Below are 18,792 nucleotides of genomic sequence, written 5' to 3' on the forward strand. Positions count from 1 at the left end.
TGCACGAGCGCGATGCTCGCGGTAGCGGATTTAGCGACTGCTATTTATATTATTAAGGATAAAATTCACTCTATTTTGAATAGTGTCTTGTGGAACTTCAATTAGTTTATAGTCATACTTTAAATACGTTTCTTTCATTTTTGTAAACGTAAATATTGCTTCTTCCCAAGTTTGCTTTCGTTCACTGTCTGTCTGATAAATTTCTTTCCAAGGCGGAAGAATAAAAACTTTTTTGTTGTAAAGTAAATTTTTACCGAGGCTATCCATTTCATTAGAAATACCAATTCCAATCATATCAGCATAACAAATTGTGTCTAAAATTCAACGGTCGAAAAAGTAAATTTCGGAGTCATTTCTAGGGACAGCGTTATAGCTTTCAGAGGCAGCCTCTAACATCAAAGAGGCATAATGTGCTTTGTTTTTCCAAGGAAGTCCATCTCCATGATTGGCTATTTCTTGTTTAATGATTTCTCTGGCATTTTCAGGCGCAATTTTGAATTTGTGTTTTGCTAATTCATTCAAAAGTGTTGTCTTGCCAACACCAGGCCCACCTGTAATAACGTAACAATTGTCCTTTCGTAATTTCATTTTTTTGTCGTGTCTGGTATAGTTGAAGCTGACGTTTCGGGGCTTGGCGATGGTGGGCAAACCGAAGTTGAACCTTCAACTAAAATAAAAATTGAACCGAAGCAAAAAACATGAACTGATAACTTTCCGCTTGCTATTGCCAAACCCTTGTTGATAGAAGTTTTATTAATAGTTTATTTTGTGATCCAATTCAATCGGGTTATTCTCTTGTAAAATATGATGTTGCATTTCTTTAACCTTTACAGAAATATCCATTGTCTTACCTTTTGGGTCGGTGAATGTCACTGTTTTCCACCCTTTTGACAATATATCAAATGGATCATTAAAATAGGATCTTGCAAGTGTTTCATACTTTTTCCAATCGATTTTTACTGTTTTCTTTCGTGCATCAAAAATATTATTGCCTTTTTGGACTTCTATCAAATTAAATGAATAGTCATTGTTTGAATCCTGAATAGAAACAATCAACCCAGGTAAACCACTGAAGATATAAGGACCATCAGAAAAAGGCAATTCTGTGGTAAACCAGGCAGTCCAGGTTCTCCCGCCATAAATAGTCTCCGCTTTTTGAGATTGATAGTTTCCAATGACTTTTTGTTCAGAACTTATGTTCCAATTCAATGCGTCCTCAACTGGAAGGAGATAATCTGTTCCCAAATAAGTGATCACTTTTTCAATTCTTTTTTGAGCAAGATTCTTTTTGACATACAATTGGTTTTCAACACCCATTTTAAACCTTCCGGTTCCATTGTTCAACCTTACTGAATCTGATTTTCGGTCTAGCGAATCTCTGAAAATCGACATATTATTTTTGAGGTCCAAAATCATCTTCTCAGAATTCACCTCATCTGGTTTTTCTGAATTCAGTTTGTATTTTGTTTCGTAGATAAAACTAAATTTTTGCGAGAAGCAAAAGGTAGAAATTCCAAGAAAAAAGATAATCAATTTCATTTGTGACGGGTGTTTGTTTAAAATATTTGCTAACGCTATTGAGGTATTTCAATTCTGTCGCTGTTGCGAGGCTCTGGTTCGTATCCTCTTGCAATTAATATAGCTTTGAAGATTTGAGTAGTGTACTAGCGGGACGCTTGCGCCAGCGGGGTTGTGATTATTAGGGAAGGACTTTGTTTTCGTCAAAGTTTATTTGTACTTCTCCATTTACAATTGTGCTAACTAAAAAGTCTATTCCATTAATATTTTCCATAGATTTTTTAATGTGTTTTTCGATTGCTGGTATTCCAATTCCATAATAAATTGATGTTACATTAAAATCTGATAGTATTGTGTTCAAAGAATTTGAGAAGTTGCCTAAGGTTTTTATTTCCTTTAATTTTTCAAAGTCAGATAGTAGAAACCTATCTTTGTTTTCAAAGAATAATGCAACAGAATTTCTAGTTGCTAAAATGTCTGGAATTATACCACCTTTATTTCTTGTAGTTCTGTTTTCTTCTGAATTAGGGTGTAGCAATACGCCCGTACCACTTTGAGGAAAATCATAACAAATAATTTTCCAACCATTACTTTCAAGCCAATTCAATAAGTTTATTGTAACTCTTTCTTCTCTCATTATTAAGCGTCTCTCCATAAAGCTCCGTCTGGAAATAAAATTGCATCAGCAAAGTATGCAAAAATTCTAACCACTTTAGTTTTTGAAAATGTAGAACCATATCGCATCTGCATAAAATATCTAGGAATTTCGTGATTTTTCAAATCCACATAATCTTTAGTCAAAATATTTTTTGACTCGCTTGATTTTACCGAATCTGCAAGTGATTTGATTGTACTTCCGTTTTCAGTAGTGATAATTATGGTTTGATTTTCTTCATTAACAATTAGTTTTCCCCAAATGGTTATTAAATTATATCTTCTTTCTTCGAATGTTTTTCCTTCTCTACATTTAAGATAATCAATTGCAGCTATACATCCAGCATATGGGTCTGATCTAAACGTCCTTGAATCTACTTGATAAACTAATGTATTTTCTCTACTTCTCAAAAGCTCTCCAATTTCATAATTAGCATTTTCATATTGTGACAAATAATTTAAGATATATGAAGTTGGAATTATTTGAGTAGCAGAAAGTGGAGACATCGACAAATTTCCTTCTTTATCAGAGTATTCGCTTTGCATTAAATCCTTTCTCTCAAGTATATCTCTGTTTGCCAATAATTTTTCACGCCCTTTAACCACCCCGTGTCTTTCGTTAATTGAAATGATTTCATTTATTGCGGTAAACATTTTTACCATTTCTTCATCTGTACCAAGTGGGCTTCCTGAATAGTTCCTGTTACTATCATATTTTAATCCCTTTTCTCTCAAATTAGGACAATCCATAGGATTATCTTTGTACTCTCTGTAGTCAGAAGGGAAATAGTAAAACAGCGAAGGAATATTATATATGGACATTACGTGTTCCAATGCCTTGAAGATTAAAGGATTAATTTTATCCCACTTAGAACTATTTTGTCTATGAATAATTACTGCTTCTGGATAAATGTAAAATGAAGGCACATTGTTTTCAACAGAGGCTGCTAATCTTGCAAATCTTTGAAATACATTATGACCTGTACCAGCTTCGGTGGAAACCTCAATTGAAAATATTGGCTCGTGGTCAATTTCTACAATTAAATCTGGTGCGTCCAAATAAAGGATTTTCTTTATGTGGTCAGGCATCGTATGGAAGTTCTTCGCATTATTTGCATCACTTTCATACATTTTTTTCTTTACAAAAATTTTATTTCTGAGTTGTGTATTGTCAATAACAAAATCGGCAAATGGCTCAGTACTGTACCATATTCTATAGTTCATTATAAATATTTTTTAATTGCGAGGGCAACGGCTTTTGCCAATAATGGTGGAACAGCATTTCCAGTTTGAACTCGTCCTTGAACAGTTCCGCCTTTAACTATGAAATCATCTGGAAAACTTTGAATTCTGCAACGTTCACGAATTGTCAAACCTCTTGCATCTTCTGGATGTCCAAATTGAAATTGAGGTCTAATTCCTCCTGAAACTTGTGTTGGACTTTGAATATCCCAAGCCAGCCGAATCCTCTGTTTAAACTTTGGATACATTGGTTCACCTGGTGTGGTGTTTTTGATTTTTTCGATTGTATCCTTTGGATGATTTGGAGCAGTATGACACTCTACAAAACCGTTTGTATTTAATCGCATAAGTTCCTGATACTCTGAAAAAGGTTCTGTTTTATATTTCTTTTTTGTTTCTTTTGGCTTTAATGAAGGTAAATCACCAATGGCATCTTTAATAGTTACATAAGGTTTTCCAGTTTCAGGACCGTGGGTCTTTTGAATTAAGTTAAAATCAAATTCTTCGTCTCTGATTCCAACAAAAATTAGTCTGCTCCTTTTTTGAGGAACACCGTAATCTGGAGCATAAAGCAATTTGCTTTTTACGGTCATTTTACCTGCTCTTGAAAGGTCTTTTTCTATGTCCTCTACAAAATTACCTGTACTTTTCATTCCAGATACATTTTCTAAAACTACAACCTTAGGTTGCAGTATCTCAATAAAACGGACAAACTCTTTGTACATTAAATTTCTATCATCTTCTTGGTGTCTCTTTCTATTGTTTAATGAAAAACCTTGACAAGGAACTCCTGCAATAATTACGTCTAAAGGTCTACCATTAAGTAATTCCTTAATTGTGTGTGGGTCAACTTTTTTAACATCCCCTAAAATTGTTGAACAATTGGGGTGGTTTGCTTTGAATGTTTGAATTGATGGGGCGTGTATATCACAGCCCAAAACAACTTCAAAACCAGCCATTTCAAATCCCATTGAAGTCCCGCCACATCCACAAAACAATTCAACAATTATTGGTCTGTCGTTAGGCATTTCTCCACCTTTGGTAAAAACAGGGTCTTTTTTCCAATAGTAACCATTTTCCTCAACTCTAACGGACTTGTCCCAAGCACTTTTTTCTAAAACATCTGGTTCAACTTCTCCATAGATGTTGAGTTGAGGTTCTGCAACAACTGAAATTTCTGCGGGCATTGTATCAATTATTTTATTTTCCATTTTTTAAAGTGTTGTAAGTGATTTGTTCTTCAGCAACTTTCAATGCTGATAATGCGGTTTCTTCGTCTCGAACAATAGAATAAACTTTGTTAGCTAGCCACAATGATTCCAATTCTTCAATTGGTGTTTTAAAGAGTTCATTCAACTTAGTTAAATCTTCTCTTTTTAAGGGTTTCTGATCATTCTCAACTTTACTTAGAAAACCTTCTCCAATACCGAGTTGATAAGCTAATTCTCTCTGCTTAAGTCCAGCTTGCTCCCTTAAATCTCTTATTTTGTGTCCAAGTGTCATTGTCTAATTTTGTACTTGTCTAATTTTGGTCAAAAGTAATGAAATATTTTGATTGTATTGTTGGGTATTGGAAAAATGTGCTACTTGCTTGTTGTTTTTTTATATTAAACGATAACTTGTTTAACTCGCTAAAATCGTAGTGCATATAATGCCAGATATTATCTACCCTAGTGTAGCAGATATTTATTTTTACTAAAATAACAATATTTCTAATTATTTCCAGGCAATATATTGCAGATTTTTAATTCCATATCTATTAACTCTGATGTTGCTAACTCTGATGTTGCAGATTTGCAATCCGTGATTATTTATGCAAGTCTTCGTGGCAATTATTACAAACAGAAATTAACCAATCTATAGGCATTTTTCCGACATTGTATTTTGCATATCTAGTGTGATGGACTTGTGTGGCTTTTACACCACAATATACACAAAGCCAGTTGTCTCTTTTTAGAACAACATATCGTTTGCGTTGCCAAGCTTCAGATTTTAGGTAAACATTTCGGTAGTAATCCCTTCGGTTTTTGCGTTGTGTTTCGAACATCTAGTGTTTGAACACCCAACAAGCTAATGCTAAAAATAGTATTACCACAATCGCCATGGATGCTGGTTAATTTGGTTATAGATGAATTTTAGTTTGATTCAAATTTACAAAATAGTCTGATATTCAGTAAATTAATTTATCGATTTAATATAATATAAATTAATTTTGTAAAATAATAGGTGAAAACTATTTAACATAATAAATTTTCAAGAAATAATCCATCAAAAAACACATTTTGTATTAATAGAATATTTATTTTAAAAATTCAAAATTAGTATTAACCAATTAAAAATCACAAACGATGGCGGAAAGCAAAAACAACATCATCACACACGGCCTTAGCGGTAAAGTAGATGATATGTCAAAATGACAAAAGCCACCCGATCCCAGATGACTTTTGCTATGATTTTATTTTATAATGGCTTCGAGAATCTCAGCCTGACAAAACTGAAATAACTGTTTGTACTACAGTTGCCACACTGAGGCTCTAGAAGTGCACTCAAACTCTCAAACCCTCCAACTCACATCACACCCTCTCATTCTTAATCTCATCCACAATCTCTGGATTCAATAAAGTCGAGATATCCCCAAAACTGTTGAAGTCACCCTCCGCAATCTTTCTTAGGATTCTTCTCATAATCTTCCCAGATCTCGTCTTCGGCAATCCAGACACAAATTGGATCTTGTCCAACTTCGCAATTGGCCCTATCTGCTCAGAGATCAACTGGTTGATTTCCTTCGCAAGGTTCTCGCGGTTTCTTTCCGCGCCAGCATCTTTCAGGATCACAAAACCGTAGAGTGCATTGCCTTTCACATCGTGCGGATAGCCCACGATTGCAGACTCCGCCACCGCCGGATGCTCATTGATGCTATCCTCGATAGGCGCCGTCCCCAGATTGTGCCCGGAAACGATGATCACATCATCCACACGCCCCGTGATCCGGTAATAGCCAACCTCGTCCCTCAAAGCGCCATCACCCGTGAAATATTTCCCAGGGAACGCCGAGAAATAAGTCTCCTTGTATCGCTGATGGTCGCCCCAAATGGTTCTGGCAATCCCCGGCCAGGGAAAACGGATGCAAAGATTCCCATCCACTTGGTTTCCGGTGATCTCATTCCGTTTCTCATCCATCAACACCGGCTGAATGCCTGGCAACGGAAGGGTAGCGTAAGTTGGTTTGGTAGGCGTCACAAAAGGGATCGGCGAAATCATAATACCGCCCGTTTCCGTCTGCCACCAGGTGTCTACGATCGGGCATTTCTTCTTCCCCACGTGGTCATTATACCAATGCCAAGCCTCATCGTTGATAGGCTCACCCACAGATCCAATGACTTTCAGCGAGCTCAGATCGTGCTTCTCCACCCATTCCACACTTTCCTTCGCCAAAGAACGAATTGCTGTTGGAGCGGTGTAAAATTGAGTTACTTTGTGTTTCTCAATCACTTCCCAGAATCGCCCAGCATCAGGGAAAGTCGGCACACCTTCGAAGATGACGGTTGTTGCGCCATTCAAAAGCGGACCGTACAAAATGTAAGAATGTCCCGTGATCCACCCAATATCCGCCGTACACCAATAGATGTCATTTTCTTTATAATTAAAAACATTCTTGAATGTATAAGCTGTGTAAACCATATAACCCGCGCAAGTGTGCAACATCCCTTTCGGTTTCCCAGTCGATCCCGAAGTGTAAAGAATGAACAAAGGATCTTCTGCATCCATAATCACCGTCACAAAATCCGCTGAGGCTTTATCATAGTATTCATCCATCCAATGATCCCGACCTTCTTTCATCTTCACATCGTTGTGGGTTCTTTTCACAACCAATACGTTTTCAACGGTTGGTGTTTTCTCCAAGGCTTCATCCACAAGACTTTTCAAATCCAGAACTTTGTTTCCCCTATAACTTCCGTCAGATGTGATGACCATCTTTGCTCCGCAGTCATTCACCCTCGAAGCCACCGCCGAAGCAGAGAATCCGGCAAATATCACAGAATGAACAGCACCTAATTTAGCGCAAGCCAACATCGTGATTGCCAATTCCGGAATCATCGGAAGATAAATACAAACGCGGTCGCCTTTCTCAATGCCCATTTCACGAAGAATATTCGCTACTTTGTTGACTCTGGTGTACAGTTCGCTGTATGAAATATGTTGTGCTTCTTCCTTTGGGTCGTTCGGTTCCCAGATGATGGCGGTCTTGTCGCCACGCACGGAAAGATGCCTATCCAAGGCGTTCTTGGTAATATTAAGTTTAGCATTTTTGAACCATTTGATGTTGGCTTCCTGCATATCGTAATCCACAACCTTGGACCAGCGCTGATACCAGACGAAATTCTCATCCGCAATCTTATCCCAAAACTTCTTCGGATTCTTAATTGACTTTTTATACTCTTTGAAATAATCCTGAAGATTCTGAATGTGATAATTTCTCATACTGATTGATTTATGATGGTGGTTTTGATTGATGACTAGTTGCGAATCCTTTGCAGACCGCAGTAATAGCTTAGCCAAATTACACAAAATCTACAACAAATAGAATACCTGCCACGATTATTATTCAACTGAATAACAGATAATATTGTTGTTAAATAATAATTAACAGATAATATTATCTTTTTAATTTGGTTAATAAAGATAAATGTATTTAAATTTGCGACTTAATTAGATAATATCAATGAAATTAGAAGTTTCCTCAGAGAAACATTTGGTCTACGTGGAAGAAATCCGAAACGAAATGGAGGATTCTGCAAAGAAAAGAGGAACTGGCATCGCAAAGCGTTCCTCAGAATATCTGGGCAAAAAAATCTCGGAAGGTAACGCCATCATCGCCATCGACGAAGATGGAACCTGGGCAGGCTTCTGCTACATCGAAACTTGGACGAACGGAGAGTACGTCGCCAATTCCGGATTGATAGTTTCGCCCCAATTCAGAAACGCCGGATTGGCAACTTTGATTAAAGAAAGAATCTTCGAGCTTTCCAGGGAGAAATATCCAAATGCAAAGATTTTTGGCCTTACCACCGGATTGGCAGTGATGAAAATTAACAGCAGTTTAGGTTACAAACCGGTGATTTATTCTGAGCTGACTCAAGATGAACAGTTTTGGAACGGTTGCAAAAACTGCGTGAATTATGAAATTCTAATGATGAAAGAACGAAAAAACTGTCTTTGCACAGCAATGCTTTTCGTCCCGGAAAAAGTAAATATGAATAAAGAAAAAGATTTTGAATCTATAAATAACGACAATGAGTAAGAAAGTAGTTTTGGCATTTAGCGGAGGTTTGGACACGTCATATTGCGCCAAATATCTGAGCGAAACTTTGGGCTACGAAGTTCACGCAGTCACAATCAACACGGGTGGTTTTGATAAAAACGATGAGGTTTTGCTTAAGGAAAAGGCAGGAAAATTAGGCGTGGCTTCTTACAGGTTTATAGATGCTTCAGAAAAATATTATAACGATTGTGTCAAGTATTTGATTTTCGGTAACGTTCTGAAAAACAATACTTATCCATTGTCAGTCAGTGCCGAAAGAACAATTCAGGCGCAGACGATTGCCGAATCTGCTTTGGAAATCGGAGCGGATGCGATTGCTCACGGAAGTACAGGCGCAGGAAATGACCAGGTTCGTTTCGATTTGATTTTCAACGTAATGTGTCCGAAAATCGAAATCATCACGCCAATCCGTGATTTAAGTTTATCGCGTGAAGACGAAATTCAATTTCTGAAAGACCACAACTACGAAATGGATTTTGACAAAGCCAAATATTCCATCAACAAAGGACTTTGGGGAACTTCCGTTGGTGGAAAAGAAACTTTGACTTCCCGATTTTCCCTTCCAGAAGAAGCTTTTCCTTCTCAAGTTGAGAAAACAGAGCCTTCAAATCTGGAAATCGAATTCAAAAATGGCGAATTGATTTCTGTCAATGGCGAGACTTTTTCTCATCCTGTTTTGGCGATTCAAAAGATTGAGGAATTGGCGTCGCCTTACGGAATAGGGCGTGATATCCACGTAGGAGACACGATTGTCGGGATAAAAGGCCGTGTTGGTTTTGAGGCCTCGTCGGCGTCAATTATCATAAAAGCGCATCATCTTTTGGAGAAACATACACTTTCCAAATATCAGCAGACCATCAAATCGCAATTGTCAGATTGGTACGGAAACTGGCTTCACGAAGCACTTTTTCTTGACCCAGTGATGAGAAATATCGAATCGTTTTTGCAGGATTCTCAGAAAACAGTCAACGGGAAAGTATTTATCACACTTCATTCATATCGTTTCGCTTTGAATGGAATCGAATCCGAAAATGATTTAATGTCTTCAAAATTTGGAAGTTACGGCGAAGAAAATCTCGCTTGGAGTGGCGATGATGTCAAAGGTTTTACCAAAATCCTCAGCAACTCGCTCAACATCTATCATCAGGTCAACAAATTAAACTAGAATAATTTTAAGGATGTCATCCTGAGCGGAGTCGAAGGACTTTTAAAAAAGTCAGCAAAATATTATAAAATACAAAACTTCAAAGTCCCTCGCCTTTGGAGAGGGATTTAGGGAGAGGATTAAAATATGAAAAAATCAGTCGGAATCATCGGAGCCAATGGCTACACAGGAAGCGAACTCGTTCGTTTGCTCGCATTCCATCCGAATATAGAATTAAAGTTTTTGTTCAGTCGTTCCAATTCCGGAGTGAAGATTTCTGAATTATATCCGGATTTGGACTCGATTTGCGATTTGGTTTTGACGAATAAAATTTCAGAAACTGACATCCTTTTCCTTTGCCTTCCTCACAAAGAAAGTCAGAACTGGCTGAGTGAAAATCCAGTTTCAGATGAAACTTTGGTCATCGATTTAGGAAATGATTTCCGTCTCGAAGGCGATTTTGTAAATAGAAATTTTGTTTACGGTTTGTCTGAAATTTATTTTAATGAAATTCAGAATTCGAAAAGTATTGCTAATCCCGGATGTTTTGCGACTGCAATTCAATTAGCGTTATTGCCTTTAGCAAAAGAAAATCTGTTGAAAGATGTTTACACAACGGGAATTACGGGTTCGACTGGAGCAGGAAAATCTTTGCAACCGACAACACATTTCACTTGGCGAAATGACAATATTTCAGCCTATAAAACTTTGAATCACCAGCACGTCGACGAGATTTTAAAACAAGTCAATTTGCTTAATGAAAAGGATGTGGAACTCAACTTTGTTCCGTGGCGTGGCGATTTTGCAAGAGGGATTTTTACAAGTTCTATCATCGAATGTGATTTGGAAGTAGATAACATTTACAATTTATATAAAGACTTTTACAAAGATTTAATTTTTGTGAAAATTTCAGAGAAATCGATTGATATGAAACAAGTTGTGAACACCAATTTTTGCGTCATTCAAATCGAAAAACAAGGAAATAAAATAGCAGTTCATTCCGCAATCGACAATCTTCTGAAAGGCGCATCCGGACAAGCTGTTCAAAATATGAATATCGCCAATGGCTGGGAACAAAACCTCGGATTAAACTTAAAACCAATTGCTTTTTAAAGTCAATCAACTATCAATCGATAACAATCAATCAAGATGAATTTATTCAACGTATATCCACTTTTCAACATCAATCCTGTCAAAGCCGAAGGTTCTTTCCTTTGGGATGAAAACGGCCAAAAATACCTCGATTTTTACGGCGGTCACGCTGTGATTTCCATTGGTCACAATCATCCGCATTATGTTGAAAAATTGAAAAATCAACTGGAGAAAATTAGTTTTTATTCTAATTCGGTTCAGAATAATTTGCAAACTGAATTGGCTGAGAAATTAGGAAAATTATCAGGTTACGAAGATTATTCATTGTTTTTATGTAATTCAGGAGCAGAAGCGAACGAAAATGCTTTAAAGTTGGCTTCATTCCACAACGGAAAAAAGAAAGTCATTTATTTCTCCGAAGCTTTCCACGGCCGAACTTCCGCGACTGTTGCTGTGACAGACAATCCGAAAATCGTAGCGCCAGTCAACGAATCCGAGAATTTCGTCAAATGTGAATTCAATAATTCTGTAGGACTGGAAAAGCTTTTTTCAGAAAACCAAAACGAAATTTCTGCTGTAATTGTAGAAGGAATTCAGGGTGTTGGCGGAATCAATTTGTTGGACGAAGATTTCATCTTAACGATTGAAAAATTATGCAAAGCAAATAATGCGATTTTAATTTTGGATGAAGTTCAGTCTGGTTACGGACGTTCCGGAAAATTCTTTGCCCATCAGGAATTCGACATCAAACCAGATTTAATCACGGTTGCCAAAGGAATGGGAAATGGTTTCCCGATTGGCGGTGTTCTGATTAGTCCAAAATTCGAGGCGATTTACGGATTATTGGGAACTACATTTGGAGGAAATCATCTCGCTTGCGTGGCTGGAATTGTAGTTTTAGAAGTGATTGAAAATGAAAATTTAATTCAAAATTCTGAACAAATCGGCGCTTACATCGAAGAAAAAATTAAAGATTTCCCTCACATCAAAAATATCAAAAGGCGCGGTCTGATGATTGGAATTGAGCTCGACCAAGCTTGTGCAGATGTCAGGAAAGAATTGCTGTTCGAACATTTTATTTTCACTGGAAATGCCAATGACAAGAATGTTCTTCGGATTTTACCAGCGCTCAATATTTCGGAAAAAGAATCCAATTTGTTCATCAATGCTTTGGGAAAAACTTTGAAAGCGATAGATGTAAAAAAGGAAGTTTTGACAGAGAATTAAAACCACAATATTTGTCATTCCGTAGGAATCTCGACAGCATTGTTTAGATTCCTACGGAATGACAAGTGAATGTTTTAAAAGTGCTTAGCTGAGCGTAAGCGCCTTTGCGAACCTTAAAATATTTTCAATAATTAATAAAAAATCTTTGCGCACTTTGCGATAAAAATAAAGAAAATGAAAAATTTCACTTCGGTTTACGATATAGATAATTTGCAGGAAATCATTGCAAAAGCTTTAAAAATAAAAGAAAATCCATTAGAAAATCCAACCAAAGGAAAAGGGAAAACGATTGGTTTGGTTTTCCTTAATTCCAGTCTCAGAACAAGATTAAGTTCTCAAATCGCCGCTCAGAATTTAGGGTTAAATGTCCTAACACTCAACGCCGCTCAAGAAGCCTGGAATCTGGAATTTGCTGATGGAACGGTGATGAACAGCGACACGGTTGAACACATCAAAGACGCCATCGAAGTTCTGAATCAATATTGTGATATCATTGCCGTAAGATGTTTCGCAGGAATGAAAAGCAAAGAAGACGACGTGAACGAAAGTATTCTGAGCCAATTCTTGAAACACGCCAAAGTCCCAGTGATTTCTTTGGAATCTGCAACGCGTCATCCGTTGCAAAGTTTGGCAGATTGCATCACAATCACAGAAAATTGGACAGAAAACAGAAAGCCAAAAGTCGTTTTGACTTGGGCGCCTCACATCAAACCAATTGCGCAGGCTGTCGGAAACTCTTTTACAGAATGGATGCAACAAATGGACGTTGATTTTGTGATTGCAAATCCGGACGGTTATGATTTGGACAAAAATTTCACAAAACAAACGAAAGTGATTCATAATCAGGACGAAGCATTGAAAGATGCAGATTTTCTTTACGTTAAAAACTGGTCGTCGTTTGAAGATTACGCAAATATGCCAAAAGTTGAAGGCGATTGGATGTTGACGAATGAAAAATTAGAATTGACAAACAACGCCAAAGTGATGCATTGCCTTCCAGTCCGTAGAAATCTCGAATTGAGCGATGAAGTAATGGACGGAGAAAACTCAATCATCTATCAGCAGGCAAAAAACAGAATATTTTCAGCACAAGCGGTTTTTTCTGAAATTTTAGATGGATTAAAATAACAATTAAGGTTTAAGTCTTTGATGAGTTTTACGTCTTTATCTCAAATGTTTATTGATTTTAAAGGAATCGATGAATCTTTGATTTGCGAACCTCAAAATATTTTCAATAATTACCAAAAAATCTTAGTGGACTTTGCGTTTAAAAATATTCAATGAACAAGCTACATATCATAAAAATCGGAGGCGCTTTAATCGATGACAAAAAATCATTGAAAGCTTTTCTTGAACAATTTTCACAAATTGAAGGTGCCAAAATTCTGATTCACGGCGGTGGAAAGGTTGCAGAAACTTTGGCGGAAAAACTGAAAATCACGCAGACGATGATTGATGGACGCAGGATTACCAACAAAAAAACTTTGAAGCTCGTAACAATGGTTTACGCAGGAAGAATCAATAAAAATATTGTGGCGAAATTGCAGAGTTTTAATTGCAATGCGATGGGATTTTCTGGTGCAGACGGCAATTTAATTCAAGCCGAAAAAAGACAACATCCAACTATTAATTTTGGATTTGTGGGCGATATTAATGAAAAAAGTATCAATCAGGAATTGATTACAAATATGATAAATCTGGGTTTGGTTCCGGTGTTTTCTGCAATCACTCACGATAAAAAAGGAAATCTGTTAAACACCAACGCAGACACGATTGCCGGAACTATTGCCCAGACTTTATCAAAAAATTTCGAGACAGAATTGTTGTTTTGTTTCGATAAAAACGGGGTTTTAGAAAATATTGAAGACGAAAATTCAAATTTGAAAACGATTAACAAACAAGAATTTTCTGAATTAAAATCCGAAGGAAAACTTCACAAAGGGATTTTACCAAAACTTGAAAATGCTTTCCGAGCCAAAGAAAATGGTGTTCAGAAAGTGTCTTTGATTAACGAGAAAAAACTGTCAGACCAAATAAAACAAGGAAATGAAGGAACTGAAATCTGTCTTTAGCAGAGAAGAACTTGCGGAAAACGCCGTCAAATTACTGAAAAAACTAATTGCAACACCATCTATGAGCCGAGACGAATACAACGCTTCGCTCATCATAGAAGGCTTTTTCAATGAGCATCAACTGACGGTCAACCGATTCAAAAATAACATTTGGGCAACCAACAAACATTTTGACGCCGGCAAACCATCGATTCTCCTCAACACGCACCACGACACGGTAAAACCGAACAAGGCTTACACTTTGGACCCATTTATTCCAGTGGAAAAAGACGGCAAATTATTCGGTTTGGGAAGCAACGATGCAGGCGCGTCTTTGGTGGCGATGGCGCAGACTTTTCTTTATTTTTATGAAGCCGAAGATTTGTCGCACAATCTTGTTATTGCATTGACAGCCGAGGAAGAAATCTCCGGTCTGGACGGCATCGAAGCCTTGTTTCCACAACTTCCGAACGTCGAATTGGCAATCGTCGGCGAACCAACCAAAATGAATCTCGCAATCGCAGAAAAAGGCTTGCTCGTCATTGACGGCGAAATGCTGGGAACGCCTTCTCACGCAGCACATCCGAACGATGACAATGCGATTGTGAAATGTATGAAGGATTTGCAAAATATCCTCGATTTCAAATTTCCGAAAGTTTCCGATTATTTGGGCGAAGTAAAAGTCACATTATCAGTTCTCAACGCAGGAACGCAACACAACGTGGTTCCCGAAAAATGCAATTTCACCTTGGATGTCCGCGTGACAGACGAATATACGAATCGTGAAGTTTTCGAAATCATCCAGTCGCAGATGAAATCCAAATTGACACCGAGGTCGTTCCGCTTAAACTCCTCAAAAATCGACGTCAAACATCCGTTTGTTCAGGCTGGATTGGCGTTGGGAAGGACAACTTACGGTTCACCGACATCTTCCGACCAAGCGATTATTCCGTGTACGTCGGTGAAGTTGGGTGTTGGCGACAGTCTGCGTTCTCACACAGCGGACGAGTTCGTCTATATCGACGAAATCCGCGAAGGAATCGATATTTACATAAAAGTATTAGAAAAAATATTATAAATAATTTTAAGGATTTGACGTCGTCGAACCACTTTGTTAGGTTTGGGTAGCTTAATCCGCCTTCCGCTCCCAATCTTTTTTGCAAGACGATTCTACTTTAAATAGAAATTGAGTACAAGCAAAAAAGGATTTCCGCTCAAGTCGGGCTGCGGATTCAATATAAAAACACGAAAAGTTTATAACCACAAAGTTTGTCATTCCATAGGAATTCAGACAGTTTAGATTCCTCCGGAATGACAAAAACACTTTAAGATTATTTAGTCTTGGCTGAGCGTCAGCGCCTTTGCGAACCTTAAAAATGTTTTCAATAAAAATTAAAAAAAATCTTTGCGCACTTTGCGTTCAAAATATAAGAAAATGAAAAAAATCTGGCAAAAAGACAATACGACAACCAATGATTTGGTTACAAAATTCACGGTCGGGAAAGACTTGGATTTTGATGACAGATTAGCAAAATATGATGTGTTGGGTTCTATTGCTCACGCGAAAATGCTGGCAGAAGTTGGTTTGATTCGATTGGACGAAGAGCAGGATATTGTTGCAGTTTTAGAAGAAGTTCTTTCGGAAATCGAAAAAGGAAACTTCGAAATTGATAAAACTGCAGAAGATATCCATTCGCAAATCGAAACGATTCTCATCGAGAAACTTGGCGAAACAGGAAAAAAAATCCATACTGCAAGGTCAAGAAACGACCAGGTTTTGACGGATATCAAATTGTATTTAATTGACGAAATCAGAGAAATCACAGAGCTAACCGATTCATTTTTTCAAATCCTGAAAGACAAAGCCAATCTTCACAAAGATGTCTTGTTGCCTGGCTACACGCATTTGCAGGTGGCGATGCCTTCGTCTTTTGGATTATGGTTTGGAGCGTATGCAGAATCTTTGGTGGAAGATTTGGAATTGCTTTTTGCGACGAAGAATATAATTAATAAAAATCCACTTGGTTCGGCTGCTGGTTATGGCTCATCTTTCCCGATTGACAGAGAAAGTACGACTTATAAATTAGATTTCAGAACTCTGAATTATAATGTAGTTTACGCACAAATGACGCGTGGGAAATCAGAAAAATTGTTAGCTAATTCGCTTTCGGTTTTGGCTGGAACTTTAAGCAAGTTTTCTTATGATGTTTGTCTTTATCTGAGTCAAAATTTCGATTTCATAAGCTTTCCGAAAGAATTTACGACCGGAAGTAGCATTATGCCACACAAGAAAAATCCAGATATTTTCGAATTGGTAAGAGCGAGATGCAACAGAATTCAGGGGTTGCCAAATGAATTGATTTTGGTAACAAATAATCTTCCGTCTGGCTATCACAGAGATTTGCAATTGACAAAAGAAATTCTTTTTCCTGCAATCGATTCATTGAAAGAATGTTTAGAAATATTGATTTACACGCTTCCAAATATCGAAGTGAAAGATAATATTCTGGATGATGAGAAATATAAATACATCTTCAGCGTAGAAAAAATCAACGAAGAAGTGAAGAACGGAAAATCATTCCGCGATGCTTATATTCAAATCGGTCAGGAGATTGAAAATGATGTTTTTGAGTACGATTACAAAGAACTCAATCATTCTCATCAAGGCAGTTTGGGAAATCTTTGCCTCGATGAAATCGAATATCAGTTCAATAAAGTCAGAGATAAATTGTTGGGTTAAAATCACTCCCTTTAGGGCTGGGGAAAATGATTTTAATCCAACTTAAATTTAGTCGATTTTTTCACTTCGGCCAAAACGATAGAACTGTGATATTGCCCAATGTGAGGACTGTTGGAAATCACATTCACAGTGAAAGTGTTATAAGAATTGATGTCAGTCGCAAGGATTTTCAACTGATAATCATATTCACCGGAAAGACTGATGATTTCCTGCACTTCATCGTATTTTGTAATGTAATTTTCAAAATCTTTGAGTGTTGTTTGAGATTGTTCTTTGAGACGAACATTGCAATAGACAACAATGTTGATTCCGAGTTTTTCGCGGTTGAGTAGAGCGACATATTTTTCTACAACGCCGTTTTTTTCAAGGTTTTTGATACGCTCGTAAGTTGGCGTGAAAGTCAATCCGATTTTTTCGGAGATTTCTTTTACAGAGAGCGTAGAATCTTCCTGAAGAATTTCGAGAATCAATATGTCTTTTTTATCCAATCCCATAGCGGTTAATCATTCTTTCAAAAGTAAAGAAAAAAATTGACAGGGAAAATTTTAAGAGTAGAAGTTCATTGATTTAACATAAAAAATTATGAATAAGATTTCATAATATCGAAAATATTGGTACATTTGCACCCAATGAATCTGTTACAGAATTTAGCGACAAAAACAATTGGCAAATTTGCCGACAACAACAATATTTTTTATATTTAACGAAGTCTTTTTAGGCTTCGTTTTTTTTATTTAAAAATTTGAATTATGATTAAGCTTTCACGCACCTCTACAGAGAGTATAGAGAAAATTTTAAAAGAAGCACAGGAATTTGCCGATGGGAAAATCAGCAAAATTGAAGGCGATGTTTTCGCTGCCAACTTGTTTTTCGAAAATAGTACGAGAACAAAAACCAGTTTCGAAGTGGCTGAAAAGAAACTCGGACTCAAAGTTATCGATTTCGAAGTTGATAAAAGCTCGATTGCTAAAGGCGAAACACTTTTGGATACGCTTAAGACTTTGGAAGCAATAGGTGTAGAATTGGCGGTTATCAGACATTCGGAAAAGAGATATTACGACCAACTGGAAGATGCGAAACTGAGCATTGTAAACGCTGGAGACGGCATTGGAAGCCACCCGACACAAGCAATGTTGGATGTGCTCACCGTCATTCAAGAATTCGGAAAGGTAGAAGGTCTGAAAATCGGAATCGTAGGCGATGTAAAGCACAGCCGAGTTGCAAATTCTGATGCAGGATTATTCAGAAGATTGGGTGCGAAAGTTTATTTCTCAGGGCCAGAATTTTGGTTTGATGAAGGAATGTTGGTGAACGGAACATATATGCAGTTTGATGATTTGGTGAAGGAAGTTGACGTTTTGATTTTGTTAAGAATCCAGCACGAGCGTCACGAGCGTAATTTCAATTTCAAACCGGAAGATTATTTGAAAAAATTCGGATTGACAAAAGAAAGAGAAGCGAAAATGAAACCGACATCCATTATAATGCATCCGGCGCCAATCAACAGAGGCGTAGAAATTGATTCAGAATTAGTTGAATGTGAAAGGTCGAGAATTTTCAAACAAATGCAGAACGGCGTTTTTGCGAGAATGGCAATCCTTAAATTTGATTTGGAAAGTAAAGGATTCAAATTCATCGACTCCAAAAATTAAAATATTTATTCACGCTTTCGGGCGTGTTTTTTTTGGTAAAAAAGAAAGGAAGATAGAAGCGGGAAGATGGAAGACTTCCAACATCCATCTTCAGGCTTCCAGCATAGAAGTAAATGAAAAGCGACGAAGTCGCGACATATTGGTAGAAAT

16 protein-coding genes and 1 pseudogene are annotated in these 18,792 nt (G+C 37.2%); 9 read left to right on the plus strand and 8 right to left on the minus strand.

The genetic code is table 11. The annotated features are described in order from the left end of the window. Positions 1-30: 30 nt before the first annotated feature. The 7 genes and pseudogenes from B0I22_RS02235 to acs all read right to left on the minus strand — a co-directional run bounded on the left by B0I22_RS02235 (position 31) and on the right by acs (position 7,928). A pseudogene (locus tag B0I22_RS02235) lies at positions 31-588 on the minus strand (AAA family ATPase). Positions 589-753: 165 nt separating this feature from the next. After that, complete coding sequence (locus B0I22_RS02240) at positions 754-1,539, minus strand: GLPGLI family protein (RefSeq protein ID WP_133942982.1); 786 nt, start codon at positions 1,537-1,539, stop codon at positions 754-756. Between the two features lie 160 nt (positions 1,540-1,699). Then, the gene (locus tag B0I22_RS02245; RefSeq protein ID WP_133942983.1) at positions 1,700-2,155 is read right to left on the minus strand and encodes a hypothetical protein; all 456 of its coding nucleotides are present in this window, start codon (positions 2,153-2,155) and stop codon (positions 1,700-1,702) included. A gap of 2 nt (positions 2,156-2,157) precedes the next feature. Further along, entirely contained in the window at positions 2,158-3,396 is a 1,239-nt protein-coding gene (locus B0I22_RS02250) for a hypothetical protein (RefSeq protein ID WP_133942984.1), read from the minus strand. After that, the gene (locus B0I22_RS02255) at positions 3,396-4,625 is read right to left on the minus strand and encodes a DNA cytosine methyltransferase (RefSeq protein ID WP_133942985.1); all 1,230 of its coding nucleotides are present in this window, start codon (positions 4,623-4,625) and stop codon (positions 3,396-3,398) included. Before B0I22_RS02255 ends, B0I22_RS02250 begins: the two co-directional genes overlap by 1 nt. Next, on the minus strand, positions 4,615-4,917 hold the full coding sequence (locus B0I22_RS02260; protein WP_133942986.1) for a helix-turn-helix domain-containing protein: 303 nt from the start codon (positions 4,915-4,917) through the stop codon (positions 4,615-4,617). The genes B0I22_RS02255 and B0I22_RS02260 overlap by 11 nt, the downstream gene beginning before the upstream one ends. Before the next feature lie 1,070 nt (positions 4,918-5,987). Continuing rightward, on the minus strand, positions 5,988-7,928 hold the full coding sequence (gene acs / locus B0I22_RS02265; protein WP_281276575.1) for an acetate--CoA ligase: 1,941 nt from the start codon (positions 7,926-7,928) through the stop codon (positions 5,988-5,990). 208 nt (positions 7,929-8,136) lie between these two features. Here acs and B0I22_RS02270 point away from each other — a divergent pair, with 208 nt between their 5' ends. The 8 genes from B0I22_RS02270 to argH all read left to right on the plus strand — a co-directional run bounded on the left by B0I22_RS02270 (position 8,137) and on the right by argH (position 16,990). Continuing rightward, on the plus strand, positions 8,137-8,715 hold the full coding sequence (locus tag B0I22_RS02270; protein ID WP_051878668.1) for a GNAT family N-acetyltransferase: 579 nt from the start codon (positions 8,137-8,139) through the stop codon (positions 8,713-8,715). Further along, positions 8,708-9,901: an argininosuccinate synthase gene (locus B0I22_RS02275; protein WP_133942988.1), complete on the plus strand. Its 1,194-nt coding sequence runs from the start codon at positions 8,708-8,710 to the stop codon at positions 9,899-9,901. The genes B0I22_RS02270 and B0I22_RS02275 overlap by 8 nt, the downstream gene beginning before the upstream one ends. A gap of 126 nt (positions 9,902-10,027) precedes the next feature. After that, on the plus strand, positions 10,028-10,993 hold the full coding sequence (gene argC / locus B0I22_RS02280; RefSeq protein ID WP_133942989.1) for an N-acetyl-gamma-glutamyl-phosphate reductase: 966 nt from the start codon (positions 10,028-10,030) through the stop codon (positions 10,991-10,993). Positions 10,994-11,029: 36 nt separating this feature from the next. Then, positions 11,030-12,199 (plus strand): aspartate aminotransferase family protein, encoded by a 1,170-nt coding sequence (locus tag B0I22_RS02285; RefSeq protein ID WP_133942990.1) that lies wholly within the window; start codon positions 11,030-11,032, stop codon positions 12,197-12,199. 174 nt (positions 12,200-12,373) lie between these two features. Then, entirely contained in the window at positions 12,374-13,327 is a 954-nt protein-coding gene (locus tag B0I22_RS02290; protein ID WP_133942991.1) for a Rossmann-fold NAD(P)-binding domain-containing protein, read from the plus strand. Positions 13,328-13,479: 152 nt separating this feature from the next. Further along, on the plus strand, positions 13,480-14,271 hold the full coding sequence (argB, locus tag B0I22_RS02295) for an acetylglutamate kinase (protein ID WP_133942992.1): 792 nt from the start codon (positions 13,480-13,482) through the stop codon (positions 14,269-14,271). Further along, entirely contained in the window at positions 14,246-15,328 is a 1,083-nt protein-coding gene (locus B0I22_RS02300; RefSeq protein WP_133942993.1) for a M20 family metallo-hydrolase, read from the plus strand. The genes argB and B0I22_RS02300 overlap by 26 nt, the downstream gene beginning before the upstream one ends. A 357-nt stretch (positions 15,329-15,685) precedes the next feature. Continuing rightward, a complete protein-coding gene (gene argH / locus B0I22_RS02305) occupies positions 15,686-16,990 on the plus strand; it encodes an argininosuccinate lyase (RefSeq protein WP_133942994.1) in 1,305 nt (434 codons plus the stop codon). A 32-nt stretch (positions 16,991-17,022) separates the two neighbouring features. Here argH and B0I22_RS02310 read toward each other — a convergent pair whose 3' ends face one another. Beyond that, on the minus strand, positions 17,023-17,484 hold the full coding sequence (locus B0I22_RS02310; protein WP_166668159.1) for an Lrp/AsnC family transcriptional regulator: 462 nt from the start codon (positions 17,482-17,484) through the stop codon (positions 17,023-17,025). A 255-nt stretch (positions 17,485-17,739) separates the two neighbouring features. Here B0I22_RS02310 and B0I22_RS02315 point away from each other — a divergent pair, with 255 nt between their 5' ends. Then, positions 17,740-18,642 (plus strand): aspartate carbamoyltransferase catalytic subunit, encoded by a 903-nt coding sequence (locus tag B0I22_RS02315; RefSeq protein WP_133942995.1) that lies wholly within the window; start codon positions 17,740-17,742, stop codon positions 18,640-18,642. The last annotated feature ends 150 nt before the right edge of the window (positions 18,643-18,792 follow it).

This window comes from Epilithonimonas xixisoli, from assembly GCF_004365655.1.
Lineage (GTDB): Bacteria > Bacteroidota > Bacteroidia > Flavobacteriales > Weeksellaceae > Epilithonimonas > Epilithonimonas xixisoli.